This is a genomic window from Halolamina sp. C58, from assembly GCF_051195095.1.
In the GTDB taxonomy this organism is placed as follows: Archaea; Halobacteriota; Halobacteria; order Halobacteriales; family Haloferacaceae; genus Halolamina.
Genome location: NZ_JBNTJY010000001.1, coordinates 1,017,543 through 1,035,093, shown reverse-complemented (window position 1 = coordinate 1,035,093; position 17,551 = coordinate 1,017,543). Strand labels below are relative to the sequence as shown.

The window sequence follows — 17,551 nt, the reverse complement described above, 5'->3', positions numbered from 1 at the left end:
CGCGGCCCATATCGGTGTCCATCGGCGTCGGAGGCGTGCGACGGCGACAAGGACTACGTGGGCTCGGTTCACAGGGGGAGTCATGTCCGAAACGGATCCGGTCGAGGCGTCCGCGGCCGACGACCGCGACCTGTACGACGTGGCGACGTGGGAACCACGGAGCGCCGTCGACCGCGCCGCGGTAGCGGTCCACGGCGCGCTCGCGGGCAACGCTCGCCTGCTGATCGTCCTGTTCGCGGCGCTGGTCTTCCTCGCACAGGTCGGCGGGGTCGTCTGGCTGGCGAGTCGGAACCCCGCGCTGGGTATCGTCGCGCTGCTGTCGGCGGTGCCGGCGTTCGCGCTGGTGGCGTTCGTCTGGCGGCAGGACGTGGTCGAGAAGGAACCGCTGGGCACGCTGGCGGCGACGTTCGTGCTCTCGGTGCTGTTCGCGAGCTTCGCGGCGACGGTCAACACCGCCCTCGGGGGGCTGTTCCGCGCGGTCGGCGTGGGAGGGATGGTGCTGTACTTCTTCCTGATCGTCGGCCCGGGCGAGGAGCTCGTGAAGTGGCTCGCGATCCGGCTGTACGCCTTCGAGCGCTCGGAGTTCGACGCCGTGATCGACGGTGCGGTGTACGGCGCCGTCGCCGGACTGGGGTTCGCGACCATCGAGAACACGCTGTACGTCGTGCAGGGGTTCGTCCGGGCCCAGCAGTCCGGCGCGACGCAGGCGATCGGCGCCGCACTCGGCACCGCGACCTCGCGGGCGCTGGCCGGCCCGGGGCACGTGATCTACTCGGCGTGGGCGGGCTACTACCTCGGGCTCGCGAAGTTCAACCCCGAGAACCGCGGCCCGATCGTCGTCAAGGGGCTGCTGATCGCCGCCCTCATCCACGCGCTGTACAACAGCATCGTCACGGTCGCGCCGCTGGGCGGGCTCTCCCTGCTGGGCTACCTGGGCTTCGTGATCGTCTACGACGGGATCTTCTTCTACCTGCTCTACCGGAAGCTCGCACGCTACCGGGACACCTACGAGGGGATCGTCGACGGCGAGGGGTCGAACGACGACGCCCCCGCCGAGGACGGCGACACCGAGTCGGTGGAGGACGATCGCGAGGAGACTACTGACGAGGCCGAGAGCGAACAGGCGGCCGACGCTACCGACGAGGACGAAAAGCGCCGCTAGCGATCAGACCTCGGGGTCGACTCGCGGGTCGATCACCGAGTAGTACGCCTCTCGCAGTGCGTTCACCGTGGCTACGGCCACGACCGGGAGCAACACCACCGCGAAGATCAGCCCGGGCGCCCGACTCCCCGCGGCGTCGATCGTCAGCGTGCCGAACCCCGGCGTCTGGGTGACCCACTCGACGGCGTACAGCCCAACGAGGACGACGCCGAGCATCTCCGAGGAGAGCAGCGTCAACAGACGGGCGGCCGAGTGGGGGAACACGTGCCGGCAGATCCCCAGCAGGCCGACCCCCTTGGCGCGGGCGGTCTTGACGAACGGCTCGTTGGCGTACTGCTCCAGATCCGTGCCGGCCACCCGGAGCTGTATCGCGAACAGGTACAGCCCCATCGTCGCGCCCGGCCAGATCGCCGCCCGGAGGTTCGTGGGCGAGAACGGCCCCGCCGTGTCGTCGTACCCCATGTCGACGATCTCGCCGGCGGCGTCGATCACGAACACCGGGAGATACACCTGTAGCACGTACGCGACCAGGAACACCGGCACCGAGATCGCGGCCGCGCCGAGCAGCTTCGTCTTCGCGCTCGCGTCGCCGCGCTCGACGGCGACGGCCAGCAGCTGGATCAGCGTTCCGAGCACGACCGCGATCACCATCGCGGGGACGAGGTAGATCAGCGTGACCGTGACCGCCTCGACGACCAGCTCCCGGACGACGGCGGTCCGGTCGCCGAACCCCAGCCGACCCAGATCGAGCGTGAGGACTCGCACGAGCCAGTCGCCGTACTGGGCGAGCAGCGGCTCGCTCCGGGCCGCGAAGCGGGGCTCTCGGTAGAGCCCGGCGAACAGTCGCGGCGCGTAGGCCGGCCTGAGCCTGTGCGGGTTCGGCACGTACGCGAGCGCGACGAACACACCGGTGAACGCGAGCCACAGCGTCAGCCCCAGCCGGGCGAGCCGGCTGGCCAACACGGCGAGAGGGCTACGCATCGTCGCCGGGCGGCCGTCGTCGGTTGGAGGGCGTCACAGTCGGACGGGGGATGGACCGTCGCATGGACGAGTAGTGCCACACGGTCACAAACTATTAGGTCTTGCTCACCACTGTTGGTGCTGTCCCCCCGCAATGAGCGAGCCCTCCCCTCCCGAAGCCGGGCGTTTCGCGACGGTCGACTGGAGCGAGTTCGACGCCGAGCAAGCGGCGCCGACGGTGCCGCGCTGGCTCCCGGCCAGCGCCGTCGCCCTGCTCGCGGTGTTCTGCTATGACTACGTCGCGGACCTCCCGGTACTGATGACCGGTCTCGACTGGCTGCTTGTGTTGGGCCTGTACATGTTCGGTTCGATCGGGCTGGCGGCGCTACTCGGCGCGCCGGAGCAGGTCGCACACTACTGGGGGCAGTACCGAACCGACCCCCTCGCAGTCGCGTGTCTGGCGTTCCTGAGCGCGTTCGTCGCCGTCGGGCTGTTCGGGCCGTTCGTGGTCAGCGAGCCCGAGGTTCGCATCCTCTACTCCGCCCAGCCGCCGGTGTGGGGGAGCATCGACACCGTGTTCGTCCCCAACTGCTACGGCCCCGTCGTCGACGGGCGCTGCCACGGCTCGTGGCGGTTCCCGCTCGGCACGACCGCTATCGGCGGGAAGGACCTGCTCGTGTTGCTGGTGTTGGGGACGCGGACGAGCCTGAGCGTCGCCCTCGGCGCCGCGGCGCTGATCGTCCCCGCGGGCGTCGGCGTCGGCGTCGCGGCGGCCACGATCGGCGGTCGCGTCGAGGCGGCGCTGATGTGGCTGGCCGAGTCGCTCCAGTCGATGCCCGCGATCCTGATCTACCTCGTGCTGTTCTACTGGATGGTCGAGGGGCGGCTCCGGCTCCTGATCGGCGCGCTCGGGCTGGTCAGTTGGGGCGGACTGGCCCGGCTGGTGCGCGACGAGCTCAGAGTCCGCGAGAACGAGCAGTACGCACAGGCCGCCCGGATCGGCGGGGTCGGGGACCGACGGCTGCTGAGCCGGCATCTCCTGCCGAACCTGCTGCCGGCGGTGCTGTCGAACGTGGCGCTGCAGATCCCGCTGTTCGTGCTGATCGAGGCGACGGTCTCGTTCATCCAGATCCCGGTGATGCAGGGCGCCTCGACGCTCGGCGACCCCAGCAACTTCTCGTGGGGGCAGCAGATCTACAACTCCCTGTTCACGGTCGGGCTCCCGACGGCGTGGTGGCTCGCCGGGCTACCGCTGTTGCTGCTGGCGCTGACGGTGTTCGCGTTCAACGTCGTCGGCGACGCGATGGTCGAGGCGCTGGAGCCGCGAGGCGGGTAGCGCTTCCGACACGACCTTTCGGCTCCGGCCCGTCGATCACCCATGACCGAACGCATCGAGGCCGAAGCCATCCACGCAGTCGCGCCCGAAGAGTTCGGCGAGCACGATCTCGATCCCGAACTCGAGTCGTTGGCGGGACAGCGCCACGTCGTCGTCTGCCGGCGCGGCGGCCACCCGTCGATCTTCGAGCTCGCGTGGGCGATGCTCCGCCGGAAGCCGATCGAGCCCGTGACGCTGCTCAGCGAGGAGCGCGTCGAGGAGGGCGAGACCGTCGACGTAACAGTCGAGGAGACGTCGATCGCCGGCGTCTACCGCGTCGTGTAGCGCCGGAGCGGCCGGGCGGCGAGCAGCCACGCCGCGAGCACGTACGCCGCCGTCCCGAGCAGGTACGTCCCGCCGCCGACGGTCGGCGCTGCGCCGATCCCCAGCCCCGCGCCGCCCAGCACGCCCGCGAGGCTCGACACCAGCGGCAGCGCACAGCCCGCACAGGAGCCGAGCGCGACCAGCCCGCCGACACCCGCCGAGAACCCCTCCTCGACGACGTTCCGGACCGACAGCGACACCAGATAGCCGAGCGCGAGCACGCCGGCCGCGCGGTAGGGGACGAGTGTGAACGCGACGCCGGCGCCGCTGTAGCGCAGTACGGGCCCCCACCCGGGCGGAAGTAGCACGAGATCCAGCCCGGCCGACCCCATCGCCGGACCGACGGCGCCGATCAGCCACGCGAGGGCGAGCGCGTACGCGGCGCCGACGCCGGCGGCGATCCACCGCGTCGACCGCCGGACGGCCGGGCGTTCGGCGTGGCGGACGGCGACCGCGGCGACGGTGAGCCAGACGAACGGCACCGCGAGCATCGTCGGCGCCGCGAGGCCGGCGTCGGTCGCGAGCAGGTACGCCAGCGCGAGCGCGGACTGGATGCCGAGCGCGAGCACCGCGGTCCGGATCGGCGCGGGGAGCGCCCACGAGCGCGCGGTCGCGACGCGACTCACTCGCGCTCACCCCCGTCGGCGACCGCGGCGGTCCGACGATCGCCGCTCGCCGTCGCCGGCTCCGGGTCGTCGTCCGGCCCGAGCGAGCGCGTCGTGTTCGCGACGACGAGCAGGCTCGACGCCGCCATCGCGACTGCGGCGACCAGCGGCGTGATCACGCCCAGCGCCGCGGCGGGCACCGCGACCGCGTTGTAGCAGAACGCCCACGCGAGGTTCTCCCGGACGCGCCGGCGCGTGGCCGCGAGCGTGTCGAGCGCGCGGTCGACGGCCGCGAGATCCCGCCCCACGAGCACCGCGTCGGCGGCGTCGGCGGCGAGTTCGGTGCCGGAGGCGACCGCGATCCCCAAGTCTGCGGCGGCGAGCGCGGGCGCGTCGTTGCTGCCGTCGCCGACCATCGCGACGGTGCCCTCGCTCCGGAGCCGGCGGACCGTCTCGGTCTTGCCGGCGGGCGGGAGCCCGGCGTACACCTCGTCGATCCCCGGCACCTCGCGGAAGCGGTCGGCCGCGGCCCCCTCGTCGCCCGTGAGGACGACCACGCGGCGGTCCTCGCTCAGGCGCTCGACCGCCTCGCGCCAGCCGGGCCGTGGGTCGTCGCCGGCGACGAGCACGCCCCGAACCGCGCCCGCCCAGCCGACGTACGCGGCGAGGTGGCCCGAACCCTCGGCGTCGGCGTAGCGCTCGCGGAGCGCGTCGGGGATCGTCGCGTCCCCAAATAGCGACTCGTCGCCGACGGTCACCTGCGGCCCGGCGCCGACACGCCCCGAGACGCCGCGGCCGGGGTGGGCCTCGTACTCGGTGACGGTCGAGTCGGCTCCCGTGTCGGTGTCGGCCTCGTCCGCGGCGTCGACCACCGCCTCGGCGACGGGGTGGTCCGAGCGCGCCTCGACGGCGGCCGCGCGGCCGAGCAGCGTCTCTCGGTCGGTCCCGTCGGCGGTTTCGAGCTCCAGCAGCGCCATCTCGCCGGTCGTGAGTGTGCCGGTCTTGTCGAGCGCGACGGTGTCGACCTCGCGGGCCGTCTCGACGGCGCTCCCGTCGGTCAGGACGACGCCGTCCTCCAGCAGCGAGCGCGTACCCGCCGCGATCGCGAGCGGCGTCGCGAGCCCGAGCGCGCAGGGACAGGAGACCACGAGCACCGTCAGCCCGGTCAGGAGTGCGGCGGTCGGGGTGGCGCCGAGCAGCAGGTGGACGACGAACGCGAGCGCGCCGAGTACGAGCACTGCGGGGACGAAGACCGTCGCGAGCGCGTCGGCCAGTCGCTGTGGGGTGCCCTCGCCGCGCACGTCCCAGAGCAGCGACACCACGCGATCGAGCGTTCGTTCGGCGCCGTCGGCCGCGCGGATCACGAGCCGGCCGTCGGAGACGACCGTCCCGCCCCGGACCTCGTCGCCCTCGCCGCGTCGGACGGGCAGGGATTCGCCGGTCATCAGCGACTCGTCGACCGCGGCGGTCCCCTCGATCACCTCGCCGTCGACCGGGACGCGTTCGCCGGAGCGGACGACCAGTTCGTCGCCGCCCTCGACGGCGTCGACGGAGATCGTCTCCGTTCCGTCGTCGGTTCGTAGCCGAGCCTCCGAGACGCGGTCGCGGGTGAGATCAGCGAGCTCGCCGACCGCACGCTGCTTGATCCGCTCCTCGTAGTAGCTCCCGATCGTGACCGCGAGCACGACGACGATCGTCACGTCGAAGTACACCTCGATCCGGCCGGTGAGCACCGCGAGCCCGCTGTAGAGGTAGGCGGTCGTCGCCGCCAGCGTCACGAGCAGGTCCATGTTGGGCTGGCGCGTCCGGACGGCGACGTACGCCCCGCGGAGCAGCGGCGCGCCGGTGTACCCGAGCACGACCGTCGCCGAGAGCCAGACGTTCGCGAGCAGGAACCGCCCAGCGCCGTCGCCAAGATCGAACAGCAGCGCCTCCGGCGGCAGCCCGAAGTAGACGGGGTAGAGGAACAGGACGTACCACAGCATCGCCATCATCCCGAAGAAGCCGCCGACGAGCAGGCGCCCGACCGTCCCGTCGTCGCTGGCCCTCGGCTCGTCGGTCGTCGGCGCGGCCGCGTAGCCGACGCCGGAGACCGTCTCAGCGACCGACTCGGGGTCGGTCGCCTCGGGGTCGTAGTGGACCCGCATCGCCTCCGCCGGGAAGTTCGCGTCCGCCGCGGCGACGCCGTCGTCGGCGGTCGCGCGGCGTTCGAGGAACGCCTCACAGCTGGCGCAGTGCATCCCGTCGACCTGCAGGTACGCGGTCTCGGCGTCGTCCGGGACCGAACTGGACTCCGATCGAACTGCCTCGCGGGCGTCGCCGGCGTCGGCCGCCGCCGGATCGTCGAGGCTCCGCGCGACTTCGAGACAGCCCCGACAGCAGAACGTCCCGTCCACGTCGTCGTCGGTCAGTGGGGCGTCGGGCGTTTCGAGCCCACAGAGGGTGCACTCAGTCGCGCTCACGGCGTCGGCACCTCCGCGTAGTGGGGCAGATGAATCTCGGGGACCGGGACGCCGAGCAGTCCGAGCCCGTGCAGCAGCGGGAGCAGCCCGAGCAGCAGGAACGCGCCGCCGAGCGCGCGGTGGAGCCGCGAACGGACCGGCGCCGGCACCGCGCCGAGCACCGTGGCCGAACCCACCATCGCCGGCGCGGTGCCGACGCCCAGCGCGCCGAGCGCGAGCGCGCCCGCCAGCGGCGAGCCGCGGGCGAACGCGTAGAGGTACGCCGGGTACAGCAGCGGACACGGCAGCAGCGCGTGGATCGAACCCAGCAGCGCGATCCGCGGCCCCTCGGCCCACGTGCGCGCTCGCTCGACCGCGACCGTGGAGAGGCGTTCGAACACTCTCGAGACGCCGGGGATCGGAGCTCTCCCGGGGTCGATCGGCCGGCCGCGGAGGTAGCCCGCGCCGACGACGAGCACGAGCGTGCCGGCGACGACGCCGAAGATCCCGCGGACCACGTCGACGCCGGCGAACAGGCTGCCGCCGGCGACGGTCGCGCCCCCGAGCGCGCCCAGCACTGCGCCCACGAGCGCGTACGTCCCCACGCGGCCGAGCGTCAGGAGCCCCTGCTGGCGCACGTCCCACAGCGTGACCCGGCCCTGTTGGCTGCCGGCGTCACCCGCGTACGCCGTCACGAGCGGGCCACACATCCCGAGACAGTGGGCGCCGCCGAGCAGCCCGACGAGCAGGAACGCCCCGAGCTCGACGCCGGCGCCGACTCCGGACATGGCTCAGACGCCGCCGGCGACGGGATCCTCCTCGTCGTGCGGGCCGAACATGACGTAGAGCCCGCCGACGACCAGCAACACGCAGGTGGTCGACGCCAGTGCGACAGTGACCCCGCCGCTCACCTGTAGAGCGTACAGCCACACCGGGACGAGCGCCGCGAGCCCGATGGCGGCCAACCGTCGTGCGGATACGGACATACACCCCCGTTCGATCCCGTTCGAGTAGGCACCTCCGCCGATTCCTATCGGCTGGGAACTAGCGGGGTGGGTTAATCAATCGGGAAACAAGGCGCCCCTATGGCACCGAACGCGGATAGACAGCCACGGCCCACACGGCGAGGGCTCCTCGCCGCCGGCGGTGCGGCCGCGACCGGCGCGCTGCTCGGCGCGACCGCCCCCGCGGCGGCCCAGTCGTCGTTTGACGGCTGGTTCGACGGCGTGAGCAACTACGACGGCGTCGTCGACCGGACCGGCCAGTCGGAGGTGACCGTCGAAGTCGGCGTCGACAACGGCGGGCAGCCGTACGGGTTCGGCCCGGCGGCGGTCCGGGTCGACCCCGGCACGACGGTCGTCTGGGAGTGGACCGGCCGCGGCGGCTCGCACAACGTGGTCGAACAGGACGGCACTTTCGAGTCCGACCTCTCCTCGGAGGAGGGGCACACCTTCAGCCACACGTTCGAGAGCGAAGGGACGTTCAAGTACGTCTGTACCCCCCACCAGTCGCTCGGGATGAAGGGGGCCGTCGTCGTCGGCTCCGGCGGGGGCGGCGTCTCCGAGCCGAACTACGACGGCTGGTTCGACGGCGTGAGCAACTACGACGAGACCGTCGACGAGCGCGGCAGCTCGGAAGTCACGGTCGACGTGGGCGTCGACAACGGCGGGCAGCCGTACGGGTTCGGCCCGGCGGCGGTCCGGGTCGACCCCGGCACGACGGTCGTCTGGGAGTGGACCGGCCGTGGCGGCTCGCACAACGTCGTCGCGGAGGACGGCTCCTTCGAGTCAGACCTCTCCTCGGAGGAGGGGCACACGTTCAGCCACACCTTCGAGGAGGAGGGCGTCTACCGCTACGTCTGTACCCCTCACCAGTCCCTCGGGATGAAGGGGGCGATCGTCGTGGGGAACGTCAGCGGTGGCGGCGGCGACGGCGGTGACGGCGGCGGCGAGGGCGACGGTGAGGCCGCGGGCGGCGGCTTCTCGATCCCGATGCCCTCTGACTTCGTCGGCTGGCTGGCGCTGCTGTTCGGCGCCGGCGGCGGGCTCGCGGTGACGATGGTGCTCGGCGCGGAGTCGTACGCGGCCTACCGCGAGCACTCGAAGGCCGAGCAGGCGTACGTCGGCGAGCAGTCGACCGAGGCCGCCGAGACCGAGCCCGTCGAGGAGATCGGCGAGGAGTACGACCCGGTCGGGACGGCGGCGCTGGTCGCGGGCTACTTCGTCCTGATCGCGCTACTGTGGGTGTTCATGTACTTCGTCGAGTTCATCGGTGGACCGACGATCACGGGGTGATTTATGCACGTACATCGATTCGAGAAACTCTGGTTCGGCGCATCGCTCGTCCTGATCGTCGCGTTCATCGGGACCATCATCTACGGCGCGGTCGGTCCCGGCGTCGCGATGGTCGACGACAGCGGCGGAACGGTCGAGCCGTCGGTCATCGCCGACGGGAACTACGAGCAGGTGGAGAACTTCCGGGAGCCGGGGGTGTACGACACCGACGACGGCGTGAACGTGTACGTCGTCGCCCGGCAGTACCTGTTCCAGCCCGGCAGCTCGGAGCCGATCGAGGTGCCCGCGGGCGAACCCGTGACGTTCCACGTCACCACGCCCGACGTGACACACGGGTTCAACCTCGCCGGGACGAACGTGAACTCGATGGTGATCCCCGGGCAGATCGCGGAGTTCACCGTCACGTTCGACGAGACGGGCGAGTACGGCATCGTCTGCCACGAGTACTGTGGCAGCGGCCACCACACGATGGAGGGGCAGGTCGTCGTCGTGGAGCAGTCGGAGTTCGACGGAGGTGACAGCTGATGGCTACTGAACACGGCAGCGAGACGGGGTTCGAGACCGAGCAGGAGTACGTGGAGAGCGACGACGGCACGCGCCGCCGGCTGGCGTTCGTCGACCGCTTCCCCGAGGCGGCCCGGACCGCCCGGATCTGTCTCTGGGTCGCGTTCGCCTCCTTCGGCGTCGGCGCGCTGTTCGGGCTGATTCAGGCGCTGCACCGCACGAACACGCTGCGGATCATCCCGTCGGCGGACTACTACACGATCCTCACCGGCCACGGCGTGCTGCTGGGGCTGGTGTTCACGACGTTCGGCATCACCGGGCTGTTCCACTGGGCGAACACCCGGAGTCTGGGCGTCGCGCCCACCAGCAAGCGGCTGTCGCAGGCCTGGGTCGGCACGATGACGCTCGGGACCGTGCTCGCCGCGGCGACGATCCTCGCGGGGCTGTTCGACGCGATCCCCGCCAGCGCGGACGTGCTGTACACGTTCTACGCGCCGCTCGAGGCTCACCCGCTGTTCTACGTCGGCGCCGCGCTGCTGATCGTCGGCTCGTGGGGCGCCGGGGTCGACTGGTTCCTCCAGTACCGCGAGTGGCGCGAGTCGAACCCGGACAGCCGCATCCCGCTGCAGTCGTTCATGGTGCTGACGACGATGCTGATGTGGTACCTCTGCTCGCTGGGGGTCGCCATCGAGGTCGTCGTCTTCCTGATCCCGTGGTCGCTGGGGCTGATCAGTCAGGTCGACCCGCTGCTGACCCGGACGCTGTTCTGGTACTTCGGCCACCCCGTGGTGTACTTCTGGCTGCTGCCGGCGTACCTGGTCTGGTACACCGTCCTGCCGAAGCTCGCGGGCGGTCGGCTGTTCAGCGACCCGCTCGCGCGGGTGACGTTCGTGCTGTTCCTGCTGCTGTCGACGCCGGTCGGGTTCCACCACCAGTACACCGACCCCGGGATCGCATCCGGCTACAAGCTGGTCGCGATGACGAACACGTTCTTCCTGCTGTTGCCGTCGTTACTGACGCTCTTTACCGTCGTCGCGAGCATGGAACACGGCGCGCGCCAGCAGGGTGCCGGCGGCCGGCTGGCGTGGCTCAAGGAGCTCCCGTGGGAGCGCCCGGAGTTCTCCGGCGTCGCGCTCGCGGGGATCATGTTCGCGGCCGGCGGCTTCTCCGGCATGATCAACGCCGGGATGAACATCAACTACCTCATCCACAACACCATCTGGGTGCCGGGCCACTTCCACCTCACCGTGGGGACGGCGTACGCGCTGACGCTGATGGCGATCTCCTACTGGCTGATGCCCCAGCTCACCGGCAAGCGGCTGCAGTTCCGCGGGCTGGCGTCGATCCAGCCGTTCGTCTGGTTCGTCGGCATGGTGCTGATGTCGAACGCGATGCACCGCGGCGGCCTCGCGGGCATCCCGCGGCGTACCGCCGAACCCCAGTACGAGCAGGTCAGCTTCGACGCCGTCGTCGGGACGGTCGGCGAGATGCGGATCCAGATCGCGATCGGCGGCACGCTGCTGTTCCTCGGCGCCGTCATGTTCCTCGCGGTGATGTTCGGGACGTGGGCGCTGGGCAAGCCGAACAGCCGGCTCCGGGTCAACGGCTCGATCCCCGAGCCGCTCTCGGGCCCCGAGGAGTCGCCGCGGGTGCTCGACAACCTCAAGCTCTGGACGGCGATCGCGGTCGCGCTGGTGCTGCTGGCCTACGGCGTCCCGCTGTACGACATGGTCGCCGACGGGCTCCTCTGGCCCGGTAGCCTCCCGATCCCGGCGTAGCGCACCCTCCCCGCCCTCCGCCTGACTCATGACTGACGCCGACACACCGACTGACACCGACGCCGACACGCCGGCGGACGACGCCCCGCCGGAGGACGACGAGATCGACCGCCGTCGGCTGATCCGCTGGATCGCCCTGCTCGCGTTCGGCGTCCCGGTCGTCGTCGAGGCGCTCACGTTCGGCAACATCATCGGCGACGAACTGCTCGGCGGCGGGGACGACGCGACGCCGACGGCGGCGGCGACGGAGACTGACCACTCGGACGCGGTCGGCGTCGACGACGAACTGCTCGACGAGACGGCGGCGACGGAGACGATCACCACCTCCGAGGTCCGGCAGAGCGACGGCGGGCGGACGTACGTCCTCGGCGTCGACGTGGAGAACACGACCGACGAGTCGGTCGAACTCCGGACTCGACGCCTCCGGCTTCGCGACGGTGAGCTCGTCGACGGCGTGTCGAGCACGGGCAGCATCGACCCCGGGGAGTCGGGGATGGTCACCGCCGCGTGGGGCATCCCCGACAGCGCGATGCCCGGCGCGGTCGAGGTGACGGCTATCCGTGGCGAGGAGACGGTGTTCGCGGGGTTCGTGCTGGTCGAGCAGCCGGTCGTGAAGGGGTAGTGGGCGGTTTTTCGGTTGACTATCTGCCCGCCGGAGGAGGGATTGTGAACTACGCCCGGACTCGCTTCGCTCGTCCGGTCTCGTTCAAATCCCTCTCGGGGCTCTTCGACTCCGCTTCGCTCCGTCAGAAGAGCCGGAGGAGGGATTTGAACCCTCGACCTATTCCTTACGAAGGAATCGCTCTGCCAGCTGAGCTACTCCGGCGCGTCCATCCCCACGTACCGGCAAGGCGGACATAAGGGTTCCGAAACCCGGCGCAGTCAGTCGATCCGGTCCAGCCGTGCGTCGAGGCAGACGTTCAGTTCGTGGGGCGCGTACGACCGCACGACGCGCTCTTCCAGCGTCGTCACCTCGTACTCGTCGCCGGCCGCGTCTTCGAGCGCACCCCGGGCGCGCTCGAAGGGGGCGTCCTCGTGCTGGATGTCGTAGAGGTGGACCACACAGGAGTCGCCGGCGAACGCGACCGCCGCGTCGGCGAACTCCGCGGCGGTGTGCGGGAGGTTCATCACCAGCCGGTCCGCCCAGTTCTCGTACTCGTCGGTCAGCTCCCGCACGTCGCCGACGTGGGTGGTGATGCGGTCGGCGACGCCGTTGCGCTCGGCGTTCTGTTCGAGATAGCGGATCGCGTCGGGGTTGAGGTCGCAGGCCACGACCGCCGCCCCAGCGTCGGCCATCGGGATCGCGTACGGCCCCACGCCGGCGAACATGTCCAGCGCGTGCTCGCCGGGCTCGACCTGCTCGACGACGCGGTGACGCTCGGTCGCGAGCCGGGGGGAGAAGTACACCTCGGCCACGTCGACGGCGAACTCGTGGCCGTACTCGCGGTGGACCGTCTCCGTCGGTGGGCGCTCGCCCTCGTCGGCCAGCACTTCCCAGTCCCGGACGCGAGTCTCACCTTTCACCTTGGAGTCGCGGTTGAGCACGCTCCGGACCGGGATGTCCGACTCGACGATCGCGTCGGCGATCTCGGCGGCGCGCTCGGGGTCGTCCTCGTCGACGAGCACCACGTCGCCCAGTCGCTCGTACGTCGGCTCGAACCCCAGCAGGTCCGCGGGCGTGCGCTGGGGGGTGCGCGCGGGCACGTCGTGGCGGACGACGGGCAGGTCCGCGGGAACCGCGTCGGGGTCGGTGACGGGGATGAACAGCTCGCCGTCGGCGTGTTCGATGCCGTACTCCTGATCCACGAGGTCCGCCTCGGCGAGACGCTGTCGTGTCGCCTCGCCGTCCTCGCGGGCGACGGCGACGCAGGGCCGCTCCATACTCGGATTGGGCGCCGGACCCGAGTAAGGGTAGCGATGGGTCCCGATCAGGTCAGGCTCTCCAGCAGCTCCGGCGTCGTCGCCGCCACGCCGGCCTCGCCGCCGCGGAGGGCGCGGTAGCGTTCGGCGGCGGCCTGCGAGACCGTCCGTTCCGCCAGCGAGCGCTCCTCGACGGCGTACACCGGCGTCGACAGCTCGCCGAGCCGGTCGAACACGGGGACGAGCCCGTCGGTGAGGTCGACGTCCGCGACGATCACCGCGTCGGCGGCCGCCACGTACTCGGCGGTTCGGTCGAGCGTCGCCGCGTCGAGCTCGCCGAAGGCGTCGAACGCGACGACTTCGATCCCGAGCGCGTCGGCCACGTCGGCGTCGCTGTCGCCCGCGGGAACCGGGCCGACCGTCGCTTCCACGCCGGCGCGGTCCAGACGCGTCAGCAGGGGGCCGGCGCGCCCCCCGCCGGCGACCACGTGGACGCGCTCGACCGGCGGGATGTCCGGGTCGTCGGCGGCCGCGAGATCGTCGGGCAGCGCCGTCACGCGGGGGCGCTGGGTGACGGGGTCGGTCGTCACGACCGCATCCACGTCGAACGCGTGGCCGATCGTCGAGCCGGTGAGCACCGCTTCGGGCGGCCCGTCGGCGACGATCCCGCCGTCGGCGACCACGACGATCCGGTCACAGTACCGCGCCGCGGTGTCGAGGTCGTGGATCGCCGCGACCGCGGCCCGCCCCTCGTCGACCAGCGCCGAGACGGTCTCGAAGGTGCGGAGCCGGTGGTTCGGGTCGAGGCTCGCGGTCGGCTCGTCGAGCAGCAGTAGCGGCGTCTCCTGTGCCAACGCCCGGGCCAGCAGCACGCGCGAGCGCTCGCCGCCGGAGACTTCCGTCACGGGGCGGTCCGCGAACTCGGCGACTTCGGTGCGCTCCATCGCCCGGTCGACGGCCGCGTGGTCGGCCTCGTCCATCGATCCGAACCGCGGGACGTGAGGCGTCCGCCCCATCTCGACGATCTCCCTGACGTCGAAGGAGAACGAGATCGAGGTGTCCTGCGGGACGGTCGCGACCCGGCGGCCGACGGCTTTCGCCGAGAGCCCGTCGGCGGGCTCGCCCGCGATCTGGACGCGGCCCGAATCCGGCGAGAGCGACCCGCGGGCCGCCCGCAGCAGCGTCGTCTTTCCCGCGCCGTTCGGCCCCACGAGCCCCACGAGCTCGCCCCGTTCCACGTCGAGGCTCACGCCCGCGAGCACGTCGGTCTCCCCGAGCGTGACCGAGAGGTCGGCGATCGACAGCACTGGTTCGTCGGTCGCGAAGTCGCCGTCGATCGGTTCCTCGTCGGTCGAATTTGCTCGGCTCATAGCTCGTGAACCCTCCGTTTGCGCAGCAGGAACAGGAAGAACGGCGCGCCGACCGCCGCGGTGACGATCCCCACCGGGAGCTCCTGTGCGCCGCTCCGGGCGACCGTGTCGGCCGCGACGAGGAACGCAGAGCCCGCGAGCGCCGCCGTCGGCAGCAGGATGCGGTGATCCGGGCCGACCACGAGCCGCATCACGTGGGGGACGATCAGGCCGACGAAGCCGATCACGCCCGAGACGGCGACGCCGGCGCCGGTCATCACCGCCGACACCGCGAGCAGGAGGCGCTTGGTTCGCTCGACCTCGATCCCGAGGCCGGCGGCCTCCTCCTCGCCCAGCAGCATGACGTTCAGGTCACGGGCGTAGGCCAGCAGGAGGAGGAAACAGCAGCAGACGAACAGCGGCAGCAGCGGCACGCCCGCCACGGGGACGAAATCCCCCCAGCCGGCGTTGTCGAGGTGGCCCATCAGCCAGTACACCACCTGCTCCATGCTCTCCCCGGAGTGGAGCAGGAGGAACGAGGTGACTGCGCCGAGGAACGTCTGGATCGCCACCCCGGCCAAAAGCAGCGTCGCGACGGGCGTCTGCCCGTTCTCGGTCGCGATCGCGTACACGCCGAAGGCGGTGATCAGCGCGCCCGCGAACGCCGCCGGCTCCAGCCCCAGCCCGAACGGGATCATCGCCGGGACGACGATGGACGCGACGGCGCCGACTGCCGCGCCCGAGGAGACGCCGATGATCGAGGGGTCGGCCATCGGGTTCCGGAAGAACCCCTGCATCACCGTCCCGGCCGCCGAGAGCGCGAAGCCGACCAGCGCGCCGAGCAGGATCCGCGGCAGGCGGATCCGCATCACGATCGCGCGGTTTGACTCCCGCAGCGAGAACTCGAAGGGGCGCCGCCAGCCGAGCTCGCCGCCCGCGAGGCTCGGCACCGCGACCGCCTCGAGCACGGCTTTGACCACCGTCTCGGCGGGGACCGGAACCGGCCCGATCCCCGCACTCAGAACGACGGTAACGCCGAGTGCGGCGGCTAAGGCGGCCGACCAGCCGGTCGCGCGCCTCGCGACGCTCATATACTCAAAGCTGAGTTGCGTTAGACAAATACTTGTTGCACTAGACGCGAGTGGGAGGCGATGCGAACGCGAACAACGCTGTTGATCGTACTGTGTACACTTCTCGTGGGCGTCGCGCCGGCCGGCGCCGTCGGGGCGGCAGGCGCGCCGACGGCCCACGCGAGCGTCGACAACGCCGCGGTCCAGCAGTCGGTACCCGACTGCTCCTATCCGCTCTCTTCGACTGACGCCACGGGTACCGAGGTGACGATCGAGGAGGCGCCCGAGACCGTCACCACGCTGGGGCCGAGCGCGGCCCAGACGATGTGGGAGATCGGCGGCAAGGAACAGGTCGTCGGGCTCGACCAGAACGCCCAGTACCTCGCTGGCGCGGAGAGCCGGACCAACGTCTCCGCGGCCGGCTTCGGCTACAGCACCGAGGCGGTCGTCGGCACCGAGGCCGACCTCGTGCTCGCGGCCAACATCGTGAGCAACGACACCGTCGCCGCGCTGCGGAACGCGGGGATGACGGTGTACAAGTTCGAGTCGGCTACCTCGATCGAGGACGTGGCGAACAAGACCGCGCTCATCGGGCAGCTCACCGGGAACTGTGAGGGGGCCGCGGAGGCCAACGCCTGGATGAACGCGAACGTCGACACCGCGGCCGAGGTCACCGCCGACCTCGACCGGCCGCGCGTGCTCGTCCCGCTCGGCGGCGGCTTCGTCGTCGGCAACGAGACGTTCATCGACGCGATGGTGACCGCGGCGGGCGGCGAGAACGTCGCCGCCGAGCGGTACGGCAGCGGCTACACCGAGGCGTCCGACGAGGTGATCGTCGAGCTCGATCCGGAGATCATCGTGTTCCAGCCGTGGATGGCCAGCTACATCGGGCAGGAGCCGTTCTCGCTGACGACCGCGGGCGAGAACAACGCCAGCGTCGTCGTGAACGCGAACTACCTCAGCCAGCCCGCCCCGCGCTCGGTGGTGTACGCCACCCGGAACCTCACCGAGGGGTTCCACCCTGACGCGGCCGCGAACGCGGAGTGGACTGCACGGGGCGACGTGAGTGTCGCGACTGCGACCCCGACGCCGACGGAGACGGTCGCGATGACCGAGACCGCGACGGCGACCGAAACCGCCACGGAGCAGACCACGACTGAGGGGCCCGGCTTCGGTGCGGGCGCCGCCGTGGCTGCCCTCGGCGCGGGCGCGGCGCTGCTCGCCCGACGCGACTGAGCGCCACCAAAACCGCTTTCCCCGCCGACGGTCTCTTCTCGCACATGATCGAGAACGTCGTCTACCCCGCGTACCTCGACGCGGCGTACAGCCGCTCGGAAGGGCGGCGCGTCCCCGAGGACGAGGCCGTCGAAGAGCCGACGGTCGACGAGATCGCGAAGGCGGTCCAGCAGGTCGGCTACGACGCCGTCATCGAGCGGGACAAGACCTACTCCCGGGAGTACGAGCAGCGCGGGCGCGTACTCGTCCAGGGTGCCGAGGACGCGACGAAGAACGACCTCGTGCAGGCGATCGCGGCGTACGTCGCGATCCTGCGGGACTGATGGAGCGAGTCGGCACGGTCGCCCGGACCGCACAGGGGCTCGCGATCGCGCGCTGTCCGGACGCCGACCACCCCCCGATCGGCCGGTCGGTCGTCGACGAGAACCTCGATACGGTCGGGCGCGTCGTCGACGTGTTCGGGCCCGTCGAACGCCCCTACGTCGCGGTGACGCCGAACGATCGCTCGGGACTCGCCGCGCTCGTGGGACAGAAGCTGTACGCCCGCTGACGCCGCGGGACCACAACGGCCAAACCGCTCCCGGGAGAACGCC

The 17,551-nt window shown here is 71.2% G+C and carries 18 protein-coding genes and 1 tRNA gene; 10 read left to right on the top strand and 9 right to left on the bottom strand.

From position 1 onward, the window contains the following. Window positions 1-82 precede the first annotated feature (82 nt). Window positions 83-1,162, top strand: coding sequence for a PrsW family intramembrane metalloprotease (locus tag ACQUSM_RS05415; RefSeq protein WP_435116509.1), 1,080 nt, complete (start codon window positions 83-85; stop codon window positions 1,160-1,162). 3 nt (window positions 1,163-1,165) lie between these two features. On the opposite strand, the gene ACQUSM_RS05410 is transcribed toward ACQUSM_RS05415, so the two are convergent. After that, on the bottom strand, window positions 1,166-2,143 hold the full coding sequence (locus ACQUSM_RS05410; protein WP_435116507.1) for an ABC transporter permease subunit: 978 nt from the start codon (window positions 2,141-2,143) through the stop codon (window positions 1,166-1,168). Between the two features lie 133 nt (window positions 2,144-2,276). On the opposite strand from ACQUSM_RS05410, the gene ACQUSM_RS05405 reads away from it, so the two are divergent. Beyond that, a complete protein-coding gene (locus ACQUSM_RS05405; protein ID WP_435116505.1) occupies window positions 2,277-3,458 on the top strand; it encodes an ABC transporter permease in 1,182 nt (393 codons plus the stop codon). Between the two features lie 42 nt (window positions 3,459-3,500). Continuing rightward, window positions 3,501-3,782: a DUF7526 family protein gene (locus ACQUSM_RS05400; RefSeq protein WP_435116503.1), complete on the top strand. Its 282-nt coding sequence runs from the start codon at window positions 3,501-3,503 to the stop codon at window positions 3,780-3,782. Here ACQUSM_RS05400 and ACQUSM_RS05395 read toward each other — a convergent pair. From ACQUSM_RS05395 to ACQUSM_RS05380, 4 genes are read right to left on the bottom strand one after another with little or no spacing between them, the layout of a single operon-like run. Beyond that, entirely contained in the window at window positions 3,767-4,447 is a 681-nt protein-coding gene (locus ACQUSM_RS05395) for a DUF7546 family protein (RefSeq protein ID WP_435116501.1), read from the bottom strand. The genes ACQUSM_RS05400 and ACQUSM_RS05395 overlap by 16 nt on opposite strands. After that, window positions 4,444-6,888: a heavy metal translocating P-type ATPase gene (locus ACQUSM_RS05390; protein ID WP_435116499.1), complete on the bottom strand. Its 2,445-nt coding sequence runs from the start codon at window positions 6,886-6,888 to the stop codon at window positions 4,444-4,446. Before ACQUSM_RS05390 ends, ACQUSM_RS05395 begins: the two co-directional genes overlap by 4 nt. Beyond that, a complete protein-coding gene (locus ACQUSM_RS05385; protein WP_435116497.1) occupies window positions 6,885-7,655 on the bottom strand; it encodes a sulfite exporter TauE/SafE family protein in 771 nt (256 codons plus the stop codon). The genes ACQUSM_RS05390 and ACQUSM_RS05385 overlap by 4 nt, the downstream gene beginning before the upstream one ends. Before the next feature lie 3 nt (window positions 7,656-7,658). Beyond that, a complete protein-coding gene (locus tag ACQUSM_RS05380) occupies window positions 7,659-7,853 on the bottom strand; it encodes a hypothetical protein (RefSeq protein ID WP_435116495.1) in 195 nt (64 codons plus the stop codon). A gap of 99 nt (window positions 7,854-7,952) precedes the next feature. Between ACQUSM_RS05380 and ACQUSM_RS05375 the strand changes: the two genes are divergently transcribed. The 4 genes from ACQUSM_RS05375 (at window position 7,953) to ACQUSM_RS05360 (ending at window position 12,065) form a co-directional block, all read left to right on the top strand. Further along, window positions 7,953-9,161: a halocyanin domain-containing protein gene (locus ACQUSM_RS05375; protein ID WP_435116493.1), complete on the top strand. Its 1,209-nt coding sequence runs from the start codon at window positions 7,953-7,955 to the stop codon at window positions 9,159-9,161. A 3-nt stretch (window positions 9,162-9,164) separates the two neighbouring features. Further along, complete coding sequence (locus tag ACQUSM_RS05370) at window positions 9,165-9,686, top strand: cytochrome c oxidase subunit II (RefSeq protein WP_435116491.1); 522 nt, start codon at window positions 9,165-9,167, stop codon at window positions 9,684-9,686. Between the two features lie 80 nt (window positions 9,687-9,766). Next, window positions 9,767-11,443 carry a b(o/a)3-type cytochrome-c oxidase subunit 1 gene (locus ACQUSM_RS05365; protein ID WP_435118288.1) on the top strand — a complete coding sequence of 559 codons (1,677 nt, stop codon included), beginning with the start codon at window positions 9,767-9,769 and terminating at the stop codon, window positions 11,441-11,443. A 28-nt stretch (window positions 11,444-11,471) separates the two neighbouring features. Then, window positions 11,472-12,065, top strand: coding sequence for a hypothetical protein (locus ACQUSM_RS05360; RefSeq protein ID WP_435116489.1), 594 nt, complete (start codon window positions 11,472-11,474; stop codon window positions 12,063-12,065). Between the two features lie 131 nt (window positions 12,066-12,196). On the opposite strand, the gene ACQUSM_RS05355 is transcribed toward ACQUSM_RS05360, so the two are convergent. The 4 genes from ACQUSM_RS05355 to btuC form a co-directional block, all read right to left on the bottom strand. Continuing rightward, a tRNA-Thr gene (locus tag ACQUSM_RS05355) sits at window positions 12,197-12,269 on the bottom strand. A gap of 56 nt (window positions 12,270-12,325) precedes the next feature. After that, window positions 12,326-13,324 (bottom strand): class I SAM-dependent methyltransferase, encoded by a 999-nt coding sequence (locus ACQUSM_RS05350; protein WP_435116487.1) that lies wholly within the window; start codon window positions 13,322-13,324, stop codon window positions 12,326-12,328. Window positions 13,325-13,371: 47 nt separating this feature from the next. After that, the gene (locus ACQUSM_RS05345; RefSeq protein ID WP_435116486.1) at window positions 13,372-14,673 is read right to left on the bottom strand and encodes an ATP-binding cassette domain-containing protein; all 1,302 of its coding nucleotides are present in this window, start codon (window positions 14,671-14,673) and stop codon (window positions 13,372-13,374) included. Next, window positions 14,670-15,743, bottom strand: a complete 1,074-nt coding sequence (gene btuC, locus ACQUSM_RS05340; protein WP_435116484.1) for a vitamin B12 ABC transporter permease BtuC — start codon at window positions 15,741-15,743, stop codon at window positions 14,670-14,672. The genes ACQUSM_RS05345 and btuC overlap by 4 nt, the downstream gene beginning before the upstream one ends. 60 nt (window positions 15,744-15,803) lie before the next feature. Between btuC and ACQUSM_RS05335 the strand changes: the two genes are divergently transcribed. Genes ACQUSM_RS05335 through ACQUSM_RS05325 form a run of 3 tightly spaced genes read left to right on the top strand, consistent with a single transcriptional unit; the run spans window position 15,804 to window position 17,508 of the window. Beyond that, window positions 15,804-16,958, top strand: a complete 1,155-nt coding sequence (locus tag ACQUSM_RS05335; RefSeq protein ID WP_435116482.1) for a PGF-CTERM-anchored ABC transporter substrate-binding protein — start codon at window positions 15,804-15,806, stop codon at window positions 16,956-16,958. A 44-nt stretch (window positions 16,959-17,002) separates the two neighbouring features. Further along, on the top strand, window positions 17,003-17,281 hold the full coding sequence (gene srp19, locus ACQUSM_RS05330) for a signal recognition particle subunit SRP19 (RefSeq protein ID WP_435116480.1): 279 nt from the start codon (window positions 17,003-17,005) through the stop codon (window positions 17,279-17,281). Beyond that, the gene (locus tag ACQUSM_RS05325) at window positions 17,281-17,508 is read left to right on the top strand and encodes an H/ACA ribonucleoprotein complex subunit GAR1 (protein ID WP_435116478.1); all 228 of its coding nucleotides are present in this window, start codon (window positions 17,281-17,283) and stop codon (window positions 17,506-17,508) included. The genes srp19 and ACQUSM_RS05325 overlap by 1 nt, the downstream gene beginning before the upstream one ends. The last annotated feature ends 43 nt before the right edge of the window (window positions 17,509-17,551 follow it).